This window comes from Aeromonas crassostreae (genome assembly GCF_054052445.1).
Window position 1 is genome coordinate 60,871 of sequence record NZ_JBSTYM010000010.1, and the last position, 16,289, is coordinate 77,159.

General features: G+C 64.8%; 17 protein-coding genes. 6 read left to right on the forward strand and 11 right to left on the reverse strand.

Annotated features, from left to right (window positions below; all coding sequences use genetic code 11):
- Window positions 1-35 precede the first annotated feature (35 nt).
- The 6 genes from hemF to ACW5W4_RS09975 form a co-directional block, all read right to left on the reverse strand.
- On the reverse strand, window positions 36-944 hold the full coding sequence (gene hemF, locus ACW5W4_RS09950) for an oxygen-dependent coproporphyrinogen oxidase (RefSeq protein ID WP_456689248.1): 909 nt from the start codon (window positions 942-944) through the stop codon (window positions 36-38).
- 69 nt (window positions 945-1,013) lie between these two features.
- Complete coding sequence (locus ACW5W4_RS09955; protein ID WP_408796841.1) at window positions 1,014-1,574, reverse strand: L-threonylcarbamoyladenylate synthase; 561 nt, start codon at window positions 1,572-1,574, stop codon at window positions 1,014-1,016.
- Window positions 1,575-1,924: 350 nt separating this feature from the next.
- On the reverse strand, window positions 1,925-2,482 hold the full coding sequence (locus ACW5W4_RS09960) for a topoisomerase DNA-binding C4 zinc finger domain-containing protein (RefSeq protein WP_456689249.1): 558 nt from the start codon (window positions 2,480-2,482) through the stop codon (window positions 1,925-1,927).
- Between the two features lie 54 nt (window positions 2,483-2,536).
- Complete coding sequence (locus ACW5W4_RS09965) at window positions 2,537-3,010, reverse strand: DUF494 family protein (RefSeq protein WP_427262293.1); 474 nt, start codon at window positions 3,008-3,010, stop codon at window positions 2,537-2,539.
- Window positions 3,003-4,154: a DNA-processing protein DprA gene (gene dprA / locus ACW5W4_RS09970; protein ID WP_456689250.1), complete on the reverse strand. Its 1,152-nt coding sequence runs from the start codon at window positions 4,152-4,154 to the stop codon at window positions 3,003-3,005. The genes ACW5W4_RS09965 and dprA overlap by 8 nt, the downstream gene beginning before the upstream one ends.
- 1 nt (window position 4,155) lies before the next feature.
- Complete coding sequence (locus ACW5W4_RS09975) at window positions 4,156-5,244, reverse strand: LysM peptidoglycan-binding domain-containing protein (RefSeq protein WP_456689251.1); 1,089 nt, start codon at window positions 5,242-5,244, stop codon at window positions 4,156-4,158.
- A gap of 109 nt (window positions 5,245-5,353) precedes the next feature.
- Here ACW5W4_RS09975 and def point away from each other — a divergent pair, with 109 nt between their 5' ends.
- From def to ACW5W4_RS10000, 5 genes are all read left to right on the forward strand, one after another.
- Entirely contained in the window at window positions 5,354-5,866 is a 513-nt protein-coding gene (gene def / locus ACW5W4_RS09980; RefSeq protein WP_427262296.1) for a peptide deformylase, read from the forward strand.
- Between the two features lie 12 nt (window positions 5,867-5,878).
- The gene (gene fmt, locus ACW5W4_RS09985) at window positions 5,879-6,823 is read left to right on the forward strand and encodes a methionyl-tRNA formyltransferase (protein WP_456689252.1); all 945 of its coding nucleotides are present in this window, start codon (window positions 5,879-5,881) and stop codon (window positions 6,821-6,823) included.
- A 60-nt stretch (window positions 6,824-6,883) separates the two neighbouring features.
- Window positions 6,884-8,182, forward strand: a complete 1,299-nt coding sequence (rsmB, locus tag ACW5W4_RS09990) for a 16S rRNA (cytosine(967)-C(5))-methyltransferase RsmB (RefSeq protein WP_456689253.1) — start codon at window positions 6,884-6,886, stop codon at window positions 8,180-8,182.
- A gap of 61 nt (window positions 8,183-8,243) precedes the next feature.
- Window positions 8,244-9,620, forward strand: coding sequence for a Trk system potassium transporter TrkA (gene trkA / locus ACW5W4_RS09995; protein WP_427262299.1), 1,377 nt, complete (start codon window positions 8,244-8,246; stop codon window positions 9,618-9,620).
- Window positions 9,621-9,713: 93 nt separating this feature from the next.
- Window positions 9,714-11,156 carry a TrkH family potassium uptake protein gene (locus ACW5W4_RS10000; protein WP_427262300.1) on the forward strand — a complete coding sequence of 481 codons (1,443 nt, stop codon included), beginning with the start codon at window positions 9,714-9,716 and terminating at the stop codon, window positions 11,154-11,156.
- 66 nt (window positions 11,157-11,222) lie between these two features.
- On the opposite strand, the gene rmuC is transcribed toward ACW5W4_RS10000, so the two are convergent.
- Together rmuC and ACW5W4_RS10010 are read right to left on the reverse strand one after the other, a co-directional pair.
- On the reverse strand, window positions 11,223-12,563 hold the full coding sequence (rmuC, locus tag ACW5W4_RS10005; RefSeq protein ID WP_456689254.1) for a DNA recombination protein RmuC: 1,341 nt from the start codon (window positions 12,561-12,563) through the stop codon (window positions 11,223-11,225).
- Window positions 12,560-12,775 (reverse strand): hypothetical protein, encoded by a 216-nt coding sequence (locus ACW5W4_RS10010; RefSeq protein ID WP_041999074.1) that lies wholly within the window; start codon window positions 12,773-12,775, stop codon window positions 12,560-12,562. The genes rmuC and ACW5W4_RS10010 overlap by 4 nt, the downstream gene beginning before the upstream one ends.
- Window positions 12,776-12,911: 136 nt before the next feature.
- Between ACW5W4_RS10010 and ACW5W4_RS10015 the strand changes: the two genes are divergently transcribed.
- Complete coding sequence (locus ACW5W4_RS10015; protein WP_427262302.1) at window positions 12,912-13,424, forward strand: 4Fe-4S dicluster domain-containing protein; 513 nt, start codon at window positions 12,912-12,914, stop codon at window positions 13,422-13,424.
- Window positions 13,425-13,484: 60 nt separating this feature from the next.
- Here ACW5W4_RS10015 and ACW5W4_RS10020 read toward each other — a convergent pair whose 3' ends face one another.
- From ACW5W4_RS10020 to ald, 3 genes are all read right to left on the reverse strand, one after another.
- On the reverse strand, window positions 13,485-13,937 hold the full coding sequence (locus ACW5W4_RS10020; protein WP_456689255.1) for an Rrf2 family transcriptional regulator: 453 nt from the start codon (window positions 13,935-13,937) through the stop codon (window positions 13,485-13,487).
- A 280-nt stretch (window positions 13,938-14,217) separates the two neighbouring features.
- Complete coding sequence (locus tag ACW5W4_RS10025; protein ID WP_456689256.1) at window positions 14,218-15,057, reverse strand: PfkB family carbohydrate kinase; 840 nt, start codon at window positions 15,055-15,057, stop codon at window positions 14,218-14,220.
- A 109-nt stretch (window positions 15,058-15,166) separates the two neighbouring features.
- A complete protein-coding gene (gene ald / locus ACW5W4_RS10030) occupies window positions 15,167-16,282 on the reverse strand; it encodes an alanine dehydrogenase (RefSeq protein ID WP_456689257.1) in 1,116 nt (371 codons plus the stop codon).
- Between the last annotated feature and the right edge of the window lie 7 nt (window positions 16,283-16,289).

Here is a 16,289-nt window from a genome sequence, read left to right on the forward strand (position 1 = left end):
CCGATGAAAAAGGGCCGCCTCGGCGACCCTTGTCATCAGAGCCACTGCCGCGGCTTGAGATAATCCTGATAGAGCCGCGCCTCCGCCGACCCCGGCTCGGCATGCCAGTCGTACTCCCACCGCGCCAGAGGCGGCATGGACATCAGTATGGATTCGGTCCGGCCACCGGTCTGCAGGCCAAACAAGGTACCCCTGTCGTAGACCAGATTGAACTCGACGTAGCGACCACGGCGATAGAGCTGGAACTGGCGCTCCCTCTCGCCGTAGGGGGTATCCTGGCGGCGGGCCACAATGGGCAGATAAGCCTCGAGATAGCCTTCTCCCACCGCCCGCATGAAGGCAAATGACTGCTCGAAGGGCCAGCGATTGAGATCATCGAAGAAGAGACCGCCAACCCCGCGGGTTTCGTCCCTGTGCTTCAGATAGAAATAACGGTCGCACCAGGCTTTGAATTCGGGATAGATGTCATCGCCAAACGGCTGGCACAGCTCATGAGCCACGCTGTGCCAATGCCGCACATCCTGCTCGAACGGGTAGAAGGGAGTCAGATCGAAGCCACCGCCAAACCACCAGATGGGCGCTTCGCCCTCCTTCTCGGCGATGAAGAAGCGCACATTGGCGTGGCTGGTCGGCACATAGGGGTTGTGGGGATGGATGACCAGCGAGACCCCCATGGCCTCGAAGCGACGTCCGGCCAGCTCGGGTCTGTGGGCGGTGGCCGAGGCGGGCATGGCATCGCCATAGACATGAGAGAAGTTCACCCCCCCCTGCTCGATCACCTTGCCGGCCCGCATCACCCGGGTTCGGCCACCGCCGCCGCCCTCCCGCGTCCAGGCATCCTCGACGAAGCGGCCCAGGCCGTCGGCCCGCTCCAGCCCCTGACAGATAGTGTCTTGCAGTGCCAGCAGGAAGGTCTTGACTGCGGCCACATCCGGTTTGCTCATTGCTTCTCCAGCCGGCGGGATCGTGGCGCCCCGCCTCATTATTGTCTTGTCAGGGGTCCGACCGTCACGTCAGGAGGGGCGGATCACGGCACCGCTGCGAGCGTCTTTTATTTCTGACGGATTGCTGAGCCCGCCCACCTCGCCAACCTGTATATGTGCCAGCTGCGCGGCCAGGGCCTGGCCTATCTGGGCGACGCTGCGAGCAGGCTCCTCACCGGTCAGGTTGGCGCTGGTCGAGACCAGCGGCTTGCCAAAGGCGCGGCACAGCGCCTGCACCTGAGGATGGCCACTGACCCGCACCGCCAGGGTATCGAAACGACCGGTCAACCATGCTGGGGTACTCGCCCGGGCGGGCATGACCCAGGTGAAGGGGCCGGGCCAGCTCGCGTCGACCCTGGCCATCTGCTCGCTGCTTAGCTGGCTCAAGTCGATGTAGCTCTCCAACTGACTCAGGTCGGCGGCAATCAGGATCAGTCCCTTCTCCACCGGGCGCTGCTTGATGGCGAGCAGACGCTGTACCGCTGCCTGGTTATCGGGATCACACCCCAGACCAAAGACGGCCTCGGTGGCATAAGCGATGACGCCGCCCGCCCGCAGGGCGGCGACGGCTTGTTCAAATTCGTTCGACATACGCATTCTGTATCAGGGCCAACGCGCCAGCTCGGGCTGTCGCGTCTGGTTCACGTCAATGATAAAGCCTGCAGGGTGGCGCCTTAGCCATGACCCCTTCGGCGCTCTTCCCTCGCCGGCACACGTAGGCAACCTAAGATAGCCTTGCCATCGATGCCAAGCCGCGAGGCGGTATTCGAAGGCCTGCTTCCTTGCCTGTGTCACAGCCAGGATGTCGCTGCCCGAAATGCGCTCCATCACGGGGAGCGCGGCACAAATCCCGGCGACGCAGGCTGATGCCTGACGGGGACACGCTTACACCAGAGGCGAACCAAATGACGATGCACCTGGCCCATCAGGCGGCGGCGCGATTATACCCGCTCGTCTTGGTGGCCGCATTTCTTTTGCGGACAGCACCATTTCAGCGTCCCCCGGACCCGCTTCTCCACCATGATGCCCCAACCACACCTGGCACAGGGCATGGCCACAGGCTTGTCATTGACCACATACTTGCAGTGGGGGTAGTCATCGCAGCTATAGAAGAACTTGCCAAAACGGGAGGTTCGGCTGACCAGGTGACCCTTGCCGCAGGCGGGACAGGGGATCTGGGTATCATCGCTCTCCTGCAGGGAGGCCATGTGCTGGCAGGCGGGGTACTGGGTGCAGCCGACGAAGAGACCGTAGCGCCCTTTCTTGATGGCCAGCGGTTGGCCGCACGACGGGCAGACGGAGCCCTCCATCACCTTTTCGATGTCGCAGCCGGAAGGCGTCAGCGAACGGATATAGTCGCAGGCAGGATAGCTGGCACACCCGAGGAAGGGACCATGCTTGCCCTGACGGATCACCAGCTCGGAGCCGCATTGGGGACAGGGCTCTCGCTCGAGCGCATGCTCGTGGGCGGAAAACAGGTGATTGTCGATCTTGGACATGGGCCGCGCCTCGAATTCAGAAGATCCAAATTCTACCAGCGCGGCACCGGGCTGTCAGTGCAGTATGCCGTCCGACTCGTCGAACACCAGCTCTTCCATCTGATGGTAGGCGGTCTCGCTGCCGGGCACGTTGAACAGCACCATCATCACGACCCATTTCAGGTCATCGAGTTCGATGTCGGGTTTGTCGAGTTCGAGCAGCCGCTCGATGCAGATTTCGCGGGTCTCGGCGTTGAGCACCTGCGCCTGTTCCAGGAACAGCAGGAAGCCGCGACACTCGGTGCTGAGCCGCGCCAGCTCTTGCGGCGCATAGACCCGCATCGAGCCCTGGGCGCTGGCGGTGACATAGACTTCCCGCTCGCTGTCATGGAGGTTGGCCAGTCGTTCCAGCCAGTTGAGGGCCTTGTTGATCTCGTCCTGGTTGAAACCGGCACGGGTCAACTCGTCGGTGAGTTCATCTTGCTGGACCATTACATCGGCATCACTGTGGATGTAGGTCTCGAAAAGGTACATCAATACATCAAACATGATTCGCCCTCCTCGTTCTGACGTATCCACCGGCTACCGCTATCACAGCACCTGCCAGCTCAAGCTCGACTAACCTGCCCAGAACCACCTCGACAGGGAGCTCGGCCCGCTCGGCAACGGTATCCACGCTCGTGGTCTCATAACCTACGTTATCCAACAAATCGGCATAAGGCAATGCACTATTAGTACCGGTATTTGCATCCATCTCGTCGGCTTCTGCCCCCGAGACGGCGCGGATCTGTGCCCAATTGAGCTCGACCAACACATCCTCTGGCTCCATCACCAACTTGGCTCCTTGCTGGATCAGCCGGTTGCAACCGAGGGCCTGTCCATTCTGGGGAGCCCCCGGCACGGCAAACACCTCGCGCCCCTGCTCCAGGGCATAGCGGGCCGTAATGAGGGAACCACTCTGTTCGGCCGCCTCCACCACCAGGGTGCCGAGGGAGAGGCCGCTGATGATGCGATTGCGGCGAGGAAAGTGTTCCGCCAACGGCCCTTTGCTAGGGGCCAGCTCGGAGACGATGAGACCGCCGCTGGCCACTATCTCATCGGCAAGGCCCTGATGTCGCTTGGGATAGACGGCATCCAGCCCGGAGCCGAGCACGGCTAGGGTGATTCCCCCGGCGGCGAGCGCCTGCTGATGGCAGATGCCATCGATACCGAGCGCCAGCCCAGAGGTGATGGCCAGTCCGCTCTCGGCCAGTGCCCGGCTGAGACGGGCGGCATTGTCCCGGCCGGCATAACTGGGATGACGGCTGCCCACCATGGCCAGTTGCACGGTGCCCAGTGCATCGAGATCGCCACGGCAGTAGAGCAACAGGGGGGCGGCCGGGATTTCACGCAGCAGGGGAGGATATTCGGGGCTGTCGCGGCAGATGAGGCGGTTGCCCGGACGCTCGGCCCACTCCAGCGCCTGGACCACACCGACTTGCGGATGGCGCAGCGCCTGGATCTGCACCCAACTGAGACCGACCTCATGGAGCTTGGTGTCGTCCCAGGCAAAGAGGATATCGATGGCGCTCGCCGCCGCCCCGCTGTCAGAGCCGGACACGGCCGCCAGCAGGTGGGCCGCGGTGACCGGGCCGATCCCGGGGACGGCCTCCAGGGTCAACCAGGCGGTCAGTCTGCCCTGGGAGGATCCCATCTCAGAAGTGGCTGACCTTGTAACCCGTGCTGACCATGTCCTGGCTCTGCAAGATCATGCCGTAGCTCAGCTTGTCATAGACCTTGAACAACATGATGCGGGCGATGGACTCATCCGGCAGGGGTGTGCGGTCCGCAGAGTGAAACCCCTTGTCATAGAGGGAGGAGAGATCCCGATAGGAGACCTTGCCATACTTGTCCGTCAGGCGCACCCCGGGCCGCAGCACATCCAGCACGTCCCCGGGCGCCATCTGCTCCCTGGCCCCCTTGTTGATCAGGACGATATCGAACTTGCCCCCGCCCCGGGCCTTGCTTGGCAGCTCGACCACATAACCAGGGGTGGTCACGGGCGCCGCACGAGGGACAAACAGGGCTGACAGCATCTCCTGCGCCGGCAGGGGCATCAACCTGTCCCCCTGATAGACTTCCCGCTGACTGCTGGTGAGAAGGACGCGACTGCGATCCTTTGGCAACCGCTCCTGGGCGCGAGCCGTGCCCACGAAGATGGCCTCCTGGCCCAGCAGTTCGCGGGTCTGCTTGTCCCGGTAGACTGTGCCCGGCCGATAGATGCCATAATCCTGCCCCGGGATGAGCGCCCCCTGCACATAGAGGGTGGCCCCCTCCAGCATGCCGATATGGCCCGCATTCTCACCCAGGATATAGGGCAGGGTCTTGCTCTCCTGCTGCGTCGTGAAGATATGATCCGTCTGCATGAAGGGGCCTATCTCGCTCAACGGCAGGGTGGGGATCGGATTGGCCTTGCTCTCGTAGTGGTTCTTGGGGGAGAGCCGGAACACCCGCTTGCCCCCCTGCACCATCTTGCCGAGGCGGGGCTCCCCATTGACCCAGCTCAGTTGCAGCACCTCACCCGGGTAGATCCAGTGCGGATTGGCGATCTGCGGGTTGATGTTCCAGAGCCTGGGCCAGAGCCAGGGTTGCTCCAGATACTTGCCGGATATATCCCAGAGGGTATCCCCCTTCTGGACCTGATAGCTGCTGGGATAATCGCTCTTGAGGGTCAGTGCCTGGGCCAGCACGCCCTGACTGATCAAGGCGAATAGACAGGCTAAAGTCGTTTGCTTCAGATACATAACGCTCCCTGTTATTTTCTGCACGCAAAGTGTTGCTGTTTTTTGTCGGCGTAAATGACTAGAATTACGTCAATATTGACTGCATTGATACGAAGCTAAAGACAAGACTATGGCCATTCTAGATGTACTGCGTTTCCCCGATGAACGTCTGCGCACCATCGCAGCCCCCGTCGAGACCATTACACCCGAGTTACAACAGATTGTAGATGATATGTTCGACACCATGTATGCGGAGGAAGGCATAGGCCTGGCCGCAACCCAGGTCGACATCCATCAGCGCATCATAGTTATCGACGTTTCGGATGACAGGGAAGACCCTCTGGTGCTGATCAACCCGGAAGTCATCGCCCAGTCAGGCAGCACCGGTATCGAAGAGGGTTGCCTCTCTGTCCCCGGCAGCCGTGCCCTGGTGCCCCGCGCCGAGTGGATCAAGATCCGCGCACTGGATCGCAACGGTGAGCCGTTCGAGCTGGAAGCGGATGATCTGCTGGCCATCTGCATCCAGCATGAGATGGATCACCTGGTGGGCAAGCTGTTTGTGGATTACTTGTCCCCACTCAAGCGCCAGCGCATCCGTCAGAAGCTGGAAAAAATGGCGCGCGAAGACCGTAAAGCCGGTTAAGGACCTGCCCCCTTGAAGAAATTGAAACTGATTTTTGCCGGTACTCCCGACTTCGCCGCCCGTCATCTGGCGGCGTTGTTGTCTTCCGGCCATGAGGTTGTCGCCGTCTATACCCAGCCCGACAAGCCTGCCGGCCGTGGTCAGAAGCTCAGCGCCAGCCCGGTCAAGGAGCTGGCCCTGGCCCACAACCTGCCCGTCCATCAACCCGCCTCCCTGCGCAACGAAGCGGCCCAGGCCGAGCTCCAAGCCCTGGGGGCCGACCTCATGGTGGTGGTGGCCTACGGCCTGATCCTGCCCAAGGTGGTGCTCGACACCCCGCCCCTTGGCTGCATCAACGTCCACGGCTCCCTGCTGCCCCGCTGGCGCGGCGCGGCCCCGATCCAGCGCGCCATCTGGGCGGGTGACAGCGAAACCGGCGTCACCATAATGCAGATGGACGTCGGGCTGGACACGGGCGCCATGATCCGCAAGGCTCATTGCCCCATCGCCAGTGATGAGACCTCCGCCAGCCTGTATGACAAGCTGGCCGAGCTGGGCCCCCAGGCATTGGTCGACACCGTCAACGCCATGGCGGCCGGTGACACCGCCGCCGAGCCCCAGGACGATGCCCTGGCCAACTACGCCGAGAAGCTCTCCAAGGAGGAGGCGCGCATCGACTGGTCGATGGATGCCGCCGCCATCGAGCGCTGCGTTCGCGCCTTCAATCCCTGGCCCATCAGCTGGTTCGAGGTGGCGGGACAGACCATCAAGCTGTGGCAGGCGCAAGTCATCGACAGCGACCATGGCCAAGCCGCCGGCACCCTGCTCAAGGCCGACAGGCAAGGAATAGAGGTGGCCACCGGCAAGGGCGTGCTGCGCCTGCTGACCCTGCAGCCTCCCGGCAAGAAGGCCATGGCGGCGCTGGACCTGCTCAACTCTCGCCGCGACTGGTTTGTACCCGGCACCCAACTGGTTTGAGCGGGATTGAATCGAAACAAGCGGGGCCCGGGCCCCGACTTGCGCATCTAAGGTAAGACTATGAAAACACGTGCACAGGCCGCCCTCGTCATCCAGCAGGTGCTGGATCAGGGGCTCTCCCTCTCCGCCGTTCTGCCTGCTGCCCAGGAGAAGGTGGCGCCTCGCGATCGCCCCCTCCTGCAAGAACTCTGCTACGGCACCCTGCGCTGGATGCCGCGCCTGGACGCCGCCGTGGGCGAGATGATGGACAAGCCGCTCAAGAACAAGAGCCGCATCTTCCACTATCTGATCCTGGTCGGCCTCTACCAGCTCATCTACACCCGCATTCCCGCCCACGCCGCCGTGGCCGAGACCGTCAATGCGGTCAAGCTGCTCAAGGGCAGCTCACTGCGCGGCCTGATCAACGGGGTGCTGCGCAACTTCCAGCGCAGCGCCGAGGTGATACTGGCCCGCATCGACCGGGTACCCAGCACCCGCCTCGGTCACCCTGAGTGGCTCACCAAGCGCCTGCGCCAGGCCTATCCCGACGATTGGGAATTCATCATGGAGGCCAACAACCAGCGCCCCCCCATGTGGATCCGCAACAACGGCCAGCGCCAGAGCCGCGAGCAGATGCTGGCCCGCATGGCCGAGGCCGACATCCATGCCGTCGCCGGTGAAGAGGGGGCGGACTGCATCCTGCTCGAACGCCCCTGCGACGTGACCAAGCTGCCCGGCTTCGAGGCCGGCGACTGCTCGGTGCAGGATGGTGCCGCCCAGCTGGCCGCCCAGCTGCTCGACCCCCAGCCGGGGGAGTGGATACTGGACGCCTGCGCCGCCCCGGGCGGCAAGACGGCGCACCTGCTCGAGCGCCAGCCCGATCTGGCCGGCGTGGTGGCCGTCGATGCCGACCAGCAGCGCCTCACCCGGGTGCAGGAGAACCTGGATCGCATCGGCCTCAAGGCCAGGCTCATCCACGGGGATGCCAGCGCCCCCGAGCAGTGGTGGCCAGAAGGCCAGTTCGATCGCATCCTGCTCGATGCCCCCTGCTCCGCCACCGGCGTGATCCGCCGCCATCCCGACATCAAGTGGCTGCGCCGGGATCAGGACATCCGCGAGCTGGCCGAGCTGCAGGGCCGCATCCTGGCTGCGCTCTGGCCCCGACTCAAGGCCGGCGGCACCCTGCTCTACGCCACCTGTTCCGTGCTGCCCGAGGAGAACCGCGACCAGGTGCGCGCCTTCCTGGCGGCCACCCCGGACGCCCACCTGATCCCGCTGCACCCGCAGGATACCCCGGCCTGTCCGGGCCGCCAGTTCCTCCCTGGCGAGGCGGGCATGGATGGCTTCTACTACGCCAAGCTGGTAAAAGTTCAGCCATGACGGGCATCATTGGCCAGGCCGATGGCCTCCTCTTCTCTCTGCATGTGAGCAAGCGTTCCCTATGAAAATCATCATCTTGGGAGCCGGCCAGGTGGGCGGCACCCTGGCCGAGAACCTGGCCGGGGAAAACAACGACATCACCCTGGTCGACACCGACAGCGACCGCCTGCGGGAGTTGCAGGACAAGTTCGACCTGCGGGTGGTCAATGGTCATGGCGCCCACCCCAAGGTGCTGCGCGAAGCGGGCGCCCAGGATGCGGACATGCTGGTGGCCGTCACCAACAGTGACGAGACCAACATGATCGCCTGCCAGATCGCCTACTCCCTGTTCAACACCCCGAACAAGGTGGCCCGCATTCGCTCCCCCGCCTATCTGGTGGAGCGGGATCGCCTGTTCCTGCCGGAATCCGTGCCGGTGGATCACCTGATCGCCCCCGAGCAGCTGGTGACCGACTATGTGCGCCGCCTCATCGAGTATCCCGGCGCCCTGCAGGTGGTGGACTTCGCCGGCGGCAAGGTGGGCCTGGTGGCGGTCAAGGCCTACTACGGCGGCCCCCTGGTGGGCAACGCCCTCTCCAGCCTGCGCGAGCACATGCCCAACATCGAGACCCGGGTGGCCGCCATCTTCCGCCAGGGCCGCTCCATCCGTCCCCAGGGCACCACCATCATAGAGGCCGATGACGAGGTGTTCTTCGTCGCCGCCGCCGGCCATATCCGCGCCGTGATGTCGGAGCTGCAACGGCTCGAGAGCCCCTATCGCCGCATCATGATCGTCGGCGGCGGCAACATAGGCGCCGGCCTCGCCCGCCAGCTGGAGAAGCGTTACAGCGTCAAGCTTATCGAGCGCAACCAGAAGCGGGCGGAGCAGCTCTCCGAACTGCTGGAGAACACCATCGTCTTCTGCGGCGATGCCGCGGATCAGGAGCTGCTGGCCGAGGAGCACATCGACCAGATCGACGTCTTCATCTCGGTCACCAACGAGGACGAGGCCAACATCATGTCGGCCCTGCTCGCCAAGAAGATGGGCGCCAAGAAGACCATGGTGCTGATCCAGCGCGGCGCCTACGTGGATCTGGTGCAGGGCGGCTCCATCGATATCGCCATCTCGCCCCAGCAGGCCACCATCTCGGCCCTGCTGACCCATGTGCGCCGGGCCGACATCGCCAACGTCTACAGCCTGCGCCGCGGGGCGGCCGAGGCCATCGAGGCCATCGCCCATGGCGACGAGAACACCTCCAAGGTGGTGGGCAAGACGGTGGGTGAGCTCAAGCTGCCGCCCGGTACCACCATAGGCGCCATAGTGCGCGGTGAAGAGGTACTGATCGCCCACGATCGCACCGAGATCCAGCAAGATGACCACGTGGTCATGTTCCTGGTGGACAAGAAGTACATACAGGAAGTGGAACGGCTGTTCCAGCCAAGTCCCTTCTTCCTGTAACGCCACCATGCGGATTCATCGGACTGACAAGCCAGGGAACAGCGCCAGCGGTGGCGCTCCCTGCTTCTCTCATCAACAACCAGGCCGAGCATCATGATCAAGCTGCGTCCCATCGTGTTCACCCTGGGGCTGGTACTCTCCAAGCTCGCCCTCTTCATGTGGCTGCCTACCCTGCTCGCCCTGCTGACCGGATCGGAAGGCTTCGTCGAATTTCTGCAGTCGGTGGTCATCACTCACCTCGCCGCCTTCTGGTGCCTGCACTACGGGCGCAAGGCGGAATTTAGGCTCGGGGTGCGGGAGATGTTCCTGCTCACCACCTCCGTCTGGGGCGTGGCCTGCCTGTTTGGCGCCCTCCCCTTCGTCTTCATCAACCACATCGGCTTCGCCGACGCCTACTTCGAGACCATGTCGGGGGTGACCACCACGGGCTCCACCGTGCTGTCCGGGCTCGACGGCATGGCCCACAGCATACTGCTGTGGCGTTCCATCCTGCAGTGGCTGGGGGGAGTGGGCTTCATCGTGATGGCGGTGGCCGTGCTGCCCTACCTCAACGTGGGGGGCATGAAGCTGTTCCAGACCGAGAGCTCGGATTGGTCAGACAAGAGCGCCCCCCGCGCCAAGACGGTGGCCAAGAACATAGTGCAGGTCTATCTGGTGCTCTCCATGCTCTGCTTCCTCGCCTACTGGGTGAGCGGCATGACGCTGTTCGAGGCGGTCAACCATGCCATGACCACTCTCAGTACCGGGGGCTACTCCACCTCGGATCAATCCATGTCCCACTTCTCCCATGCCGCCCACTGGATTGGCACCCTCTTCATGTTCCTCGGCGGCCTGCCTTTTCTGCTCTATGTGCAGAGCCTCTCCCGGCGCGATGCCAGCCTGCTGCGCGACGCCCAGGTGCGCGGCTTCTTCTGGCTGGTGGTCTGGGTCACCCTCATCATGACGCTCTACCTCTGGCATCGTGGCACCTTCGATTTCATGGATGCCTTGCGCATCAGCAGCTTCAACATCGTCTCCGTGCTCACCACCACGGGCTACGGCCTCGGCGATTTCGGCACCTGGGGCTCCCTCACCAGCCTGCTGTTCATCTTCATCATGCTGCTCGGGGCCTGCTCCGGCTCCACCTCCGGGGGGCTGAAGATCTTCCGGGTCCAGGTGGCCTTCGCCCTGTTCAAGAAGCAGATGCGCCAGCTGATGCACCCCTCCGCGGTCTTCCCGCAGAAGTACAACGGCCGTCCGGTCAACGACGCCATCATCCGCTCCATGATCTCCTTCGTGCTGGCCTATTTCGCCATCATACTGCTCATCGCCGCCCTGCTGGCGGTGATAGGGCTGGATCCCCTGAGCGCCATCTCGGGGGCCATCACGGCGGTGGCCAACGTGGGTCCGGGCATGGGCCCCCTGATCGGGCCGAGCAGCAACTTCGCCGCCCTGCCGGACGTCGCCAAGTGGCTGCTCTCCTTCGGCATGTTGCTGGGGCGGCTCGAGATCCTGACGGTGGCGGTGATCTTCTTCCCCTCCTTCTGGAAGCAGTGACGCCCATCGCAACGACAAGGGCAGCCCGCGGCTGCCCTTGTCGTCTTGCCATCCCCCGCATCCGCCTCAGTCGCCGGACTCCTCACGCTCCAGGGCGCGATTGACCAGGGGCTCGGGCAGGGTCTTGGTCACCTCCACCCCCAGCTCGCGAAAGCGCTCGGCCTGGGCGATCAGGTTGCCGCGGCCGCTGGCCAGGCGACCCATGGCCTTGTCGTAGCTCTCCTGAGCCTTGTGCAGGCTGCCACCCAGCTGCTGCATCTCCTCCACGAACAGCCGCAGCTTCTCGTAGAGGCGCCCGGCCCGCTCGGCGATCTGCCGCGCATTCTGGTTCTGGCGCTCGTAGCGCCACAGGTTCTCTATGGTACGCAGCGCCACCATCAGGTTGGTGGGGCTCACCAGCAGTATGTTGTGCTCCAGGCCGAAGCGCACCAGGGCAGGATCCGCCTCCAGCGCCGCCAGGAAGGCGGGCTCCACCGCCACGAACATCAGCACATAGTCCAGGGTGCGCACCCCGGGCAGCTGCTGGTAATCCTTGCGACCCAGCTCGCGGATGTGGTTGCGCACCGAGGCGACGTGCTCCTTGAGCGCCACCGCCCGCCCCAGCTCGTCATCGCTGTTGTACCAGCGCTCGTAGGCGGTCAGGGACACCTTGGCGTCGATGATGATGTCCTTGCCCTGAGGCAGATGGACGATGACGTCGGGCTGATAGCGCTTGCCCTTGTCGGTCTCCAGGCTGACCTGGGTCTGGTATTCGTGCCCCTCCCGCAGGCCGCACTCGGAGAGGATGCGGGCCAGCACCACCTCGCCCCAGTTGCCCTGCTGCTTGCTGTCCCCCTTGAGGGCGCGGGTCAGGGCCGCCGCCTCTTCGGTCATGCGGGCGTTGAGTTCGGCCAGGCGCTCCAGCTCGAACTTGAGGCTGTGGCGCTGGGCCGTCTCCTGGGCGTGGGTCTCCCCCACCTGGCGGCGAAACCCCTCCAGCTGCTCCTTGAGCGGGCCGAGCAGGTTGTCCAGGCTGTGCTGGTTCAGTTCACGGAAATTACCCGAGTTCTGTTCGAAGATGCGATTGGCGAGGTTCTCGAACTGCTGGCCGAGGCGCGCTTCAGCCTCTTGTTGCAACGCCAGCTTCTCGGCGCTGGCAATGCGCTCGCTGCGCAGGGTCGCCTCGGCGTCCTTGAGGCGGGCGGTGAGCTTGATGACGAAGTGTTGCTGCTGCTCCAGCTTCTCCTGATCCCGCAGCTGCTGATCCTGCAGCTCGGCGAGACGCTCCTGCCAGGTCTCGGCGCGCTCCCGACTCAGGGCCAGCTCCTGAGCCAGGGCCTGGGCTCCATGGCGCCCCCACAGCCAGCCAAGCCCCACGGCCAGCAGCCCGGCGCCGCCAAGCCAGAGCCAGGTCAGCGATGCCATCATCGCCGGCCCCGCTGGCGCAGGAACAGCAGCAGATAGCGATTGATCAGCAGCCAGAGCACCACGTAGAGCAGATAGGACGACAGCACCACCCACTTGTGGCCATTGACGCCGGTATCCAGCTCATCGAAGCCGATCCCCTTGAACCGGCAGTAACCCCACATCAGCAGGGGGAAGACATAGAGCAGGGAGGCCCGCCACAGAAATAACCACATAGAGTCAGCCCAGCAAAAAAGACTCGCCTAGCTTACACAAGGGGGCCTGGCCTTGCGATCCTGCCGTGCGGGTTCCGCTGGCTTGTGCGGCATTATGGCCATAGAATTACCCCCTATTGGGTATCAGGAGGCCAGCATGGCCCATGCACTCTGTCGACGGCTGACGCGGCTCTGGGCCAGGCGTCGGCCCCGGACCATCGACTGCCGCGAGGCCCGCCCCCCCTGGGCCATCGAGGAGTCCCAGTTTCTCGCCCTCTGCCAGCGCTGCGATCGCTGCCGCCAGGCCTGCCCACGGGGGCTCATCAAGGGGGCTGGCGGCGCCGAATACCTGGGCAGCCCGGTGGCCGGCACCCCAGTGCTGGATCTCGCCTGTGGCCAGTGCAGCTACTGTGGCAGCTGCGCCAGGGCCTGTCCGAGCGGCGCCCTCGACCTGCGCTACGGCCGCCAGGTGCAGACCCGGGTCAGGATAGAGGCTAGCTGCCAGGCCCGTCAGGGCTTCTACTGCCTGCTGTGCGAGGACGCCTGTCCCCGCCAGGCGATCAAGGCGGCCCCTGAGGGGGTCACGGTCAACATGGTCGCCTGCGATGGCTGCGGCGCCTGCGGCCTCGCCTGCGTCTATGGCGCCATCAGCCTGGTGCGCCAGCCCTGACCCCACAGACGGCAGAAGGGGCCCGCAGGCCCCTTCTCTCTCTTCCAGCGGCGGCCCGTTTCAGCCCACCACCAGCAGCTGATCCTGCTCCAGCCCCAGCAGGTGACAGAGCCGGGTCGGATCGCTCACCACATCGGCCAGGGTGTACTCCCCCAACACCTCGAGGAAGGCGTTCATCGCCTTGCGCAATATGCCCTGGATGCGGCAGCCGCCGGCCAGGCGGCAGTTGTCCGTCTTGCAGTAGGCGGGGCAGAGGATGTTCTCCATGTCCATCACCACGTCCCGCAGGTTGATGGAGACGGCGGCGCGGCCGAGACGAATGCCGCCATGCTTGCCGCGCACCGTCTCTATGTACCCCTTGAGGCCGAGCTGATGCACTATCTTGACCACGTGATTGCGGGAGATGGCGAAGGTGTCGGCCACCTCTGTGATGGTCGACAGCCGATCCGCCGGCTGCAATGCCAGGAAGGTCAGGGTGCGCAGGGCATAGTCGGTAAAACGGGTCAGTTGCATGCTGGTTCTGCCTCTCACTACAGCCGGAAATCGGACAAAGAGACCGGAGGGAGACGGCGGTCGGGACCGGGCTCCCTGAGGTTGAGGCTCCAAGGTTAAGAGCAGCCGCTGCGGGTGTCGATGAAGATGCACATAAATCGACACTTTCTTTGATTGATCGCAAACTTGCCGACTTGTGCCGTCGTTTGCCCCGCTTTCAGCAGCAATCGGCGCAAGGAGGCGCGAGGGTAAAGGGAGGTGAAACCCCCGGGATCCCGGCCCCGGATCGGGCGGCGCGGCCTCAGTGACCCTGGGCCAGCCAGCTCTTCAAGGCCTGGGAGGGGATGGAGCTCTGGCTGGCGACCGCGAAGGCGCCCCAGTCCACCGCGCATTGCAGCGCATCCGCCATGGCCATGCCCCGGGCCAGGCCATGGATCAGCCCGGCGGCGAAGGCATCCCCCGCCCCCGTGGTATCCACCACGGAGACGGGACGGGCCGCCACCCGGATCCGCTCCTCGCCATGGATGGCGACCGCCCCCTCCTTGCCCTCCGTCAGCACCAGCCACTGCAACTTGTCACCGGCCAGGGTCAGGGCATGGGCCCAGGGGTCGGCCAGCTCCCCCAGATCGGAGCGCGACGCCACCAGCAGGTGACAGGGCCTGGGGTGCTTGCCCCCCTTGGGATATTGGGCCACCACCAGGCACTGCTCCAGCATGGCGGTCATGTACTGGGCCACCGCGCCTCCCGGGTAGTTCACATAGAGGCAGTCCACCCCGCTTTGGGGCAGCTGGCCCGGCAGATCCGGGCGGCGGGGCTGGCGCAATATGGTGCGCTCCCCGGTGGCATCCACCAGGATGAGCAGCTCGCCGGTCTCGCCGCCAAACCGCTCCACATGCTGGCAATCCAGGCCGTGGCCGCGGGCCTCGGCCAGCAGCCAGTCGCCGGTCTCGTCCAGGCCGATGCGCGAGGCGATGGCGACCTGGTGCCCGGCCCACACCAGCCCTATGCCGGTATTGGCGGCGCCGCCCCCCAGCCGTCGCCCCTGATCCACGTAGTGCAGGCGGGCCCCGGCCACCAGGGGTTCAGAGAGGGAGAGCACGTGGTCACAGTTGAGATTGGCGAGCAGCAGGATGCGGGACATGGGGAAACCTCCGGGAGAGCGAAGGCTCATTATAAAGAGAAAGGGCCATGACGGCCCTCCCGGGGATGGCGGGGTTTGTGAACCCGCTCAAGCTTTCGCCGCGACCGGCTCAGCCCAGTACCGACTCGGCGCTGGCGTATTCGTAGCCCAGCGCCTGGGCCACCGCCTGCTGGGTCACCCTGCCCTTGAACACGTTCAGGCCGGCCCTCAGGTGCTTGTCCTCCTTGAGCGCCTGGACATAGCCCTTGTCCGCCAGCGCCAGCACGAACGGCAGGGTGGCATTGGTGAGGGCGAAGGTAGCGGTGCGCGCCACCCCCCCCGGCATGTTGGCCACGCAGTAGTGGATGATGCCATCCACCACATAGGTCGGCTCTTCGTGGGTGGTGGGGTGGGAGGTCTCGAAGCAGCCCCCCTGATCGATGGCCACGTCCACCAGCACAGAGCCCTTGCGCATCAGTCCCAGCATGGCGCGGGTCAGCAGCTTGGGCGCCGCCGCCCCCGGGATCAGCACGGCGCCGATCACCAGATCCGCCTGGGCCAGGCAGGCCTCGATGTTGACCCGGGTCGAGTAGAGGGTCTTGAGGGCCGGGCCGAACAGACCATCGAGCTCCCGCAGCCGCGGCAGGGACTTGTCGAGCAGGGTGACATCGGCCCCCAGCCCCAGGGCCATGCGCGCCGCGTTGATCCCCACCACACCGCCACCCAGCACCACCACCCGGGCGGGGGCCACACCAGGCACGCCGCCGAGCAGGGTGCCGTTGCCTCCCTGGGCCTTCTCCAGGCTGTGGGCCCCGGCCTGGATCGCCATCCGCCCCGCCACCTCGGACATGGGGGCCAGCAGCGGCAGGCCGCCACGCTCGTCGGTCACCGTCTCGTAGGCGATGGCCACGGCGCCCGAATGGACCAGCAGCTGGGTCTGCACCGGATCCGGTGCCAGGTGCAGGTAGGTGAACAGCAGCTGATCCGGGCGCAGCAGCTCGCACTCCTCCGGTTGCGGCTCCTTCACCTTCACTATCATCTCGGCCCGGGCGAAGATCTCCGCCGCGCTGGCCACCAGCTCGGCTCCCGCCCCCTGGTACTCGGCATCGGACAGGCCGATCGCCTCGCCCCCCTGCCGCTGCACCAGCACCTGGTGGCCCCGGGCCGTCAGCTCCTGCACCCCGGCGGGGGTCATGCCGATGCGGTATTCGTGGTTTTTGATTTCCTTGGGTACGCCAATGATCATCTCGATG

Bases quoted from the DNA above. Each gene is read 5' to 3' on its own strand.
- dprA (WP_456689250.1), bottom strand. From the start codon at position 4,154: ATGGGATCCTCCCAGGGCAGACTGACCGCCTGGTTGACCCTGGAGGCC.
- ACW5W4_RS10015 (WP_427262302.1), top strand. From the start codon at position 12,912: ATGGCCCATGCACTCTGTCGACGGCTGACGCGGCTCTGGGCCAGGCGT.
- trkA (WP_427262299.1), top strand. From the start codon at position 8,244: ATGAAAATCATCATCTTGGGAGCCGGCCAGGTGGGCGGCACCCTGGCC.
- ACW5W4_RS09955 (WP_408796841.1), bottom strand. From the start codon at position 1,574: ATGTCGAACGAATTTGAACAAGCCGTCGCCGCCCTGCGGGCGGGCGGC.
- def (WP_427262296.1), top strand. From the start codon at position 5,354: ATGGCCATTCTAGATGTACTGCGTTTCCCCGATGAACGTCTGCGCACC.
- ACW5W4_RS10000 (WP_427262300.1), top strand. From the start codon at position 9,714: ATGATCAAGCTGCGTCCCATCGTGTTCACCCTGGGGCTGGTACTCTCC.
- ACW5W4_RS10020 (WP_456689255.1), bottom strand. From the start codon at position 13,937: ATGCAACTGACCCGTTTTACCGACTATGCCCTGCGCACCCTGACCTTC.
- ACW5W4_RS09965 (WP_427262293.1), bottom strand. From the start codon at position 3,010: ATGTTTGATGTATTGATGTACCTTTTCGAGACCTACATCCACAGTGAT.
- ACW5W4_RS10010 (WP_041999074.1), bottom strand. From the start codon at position 12,775: ATGTGGTTATTTCTGTGGCGGGCCTCCCTGCTCTATGTCTTCCCCCTG.
- rmuC (WP_456689254.1), bottom strand. From the start codon at position 12,563: ATGATGGCATCGCTGACCTGGCTCTGGCTTGGCGGCGCCGGGCTGCTG.
- ACW5W4_RS10025 (WP_456689256.1), bottom strand. From the start codon at position 15,057: ATGTCCCGCATCCTGCTGCTCGCCAATCTCAACTGTGACCACGTGCTC.
- hemF (WP_456689248.1), bottom strand. From the start codon at position 944: ATGAGCAAACCGGATGTGGCCGCAGTCAAGACCTTCCTGCTGGCACTG.
- ACW5W4_RS09975 (WP_456689251.1), bottom strand. From the start codon at position 5,244: ATGTATCTGAAGCAAACGACTTTAGCCTGTCTATTCGCCTTGATCAGT.
- ald (WP_456689257.1), bottom strand. From the start codon at position 16,282: ATGATCATTGGCGTACCCAAGGAAATCAAAAACCACGAATACCGCATC.
- rsmB (WP_456689253.1), top strand. From the start codon at position 6,884: ATGAAAACACGTGCACAGGCCGCCCTCGTCATCCAGCAGGTGCTGGAT.
- ACW5W4_RS09960 (WP_456689249.1), bottom strand. From the start codon at position 2,482: ATGTCCAAGATCGACAATCACCTGTTTTCCGCCCACGAGCATGCGCTC.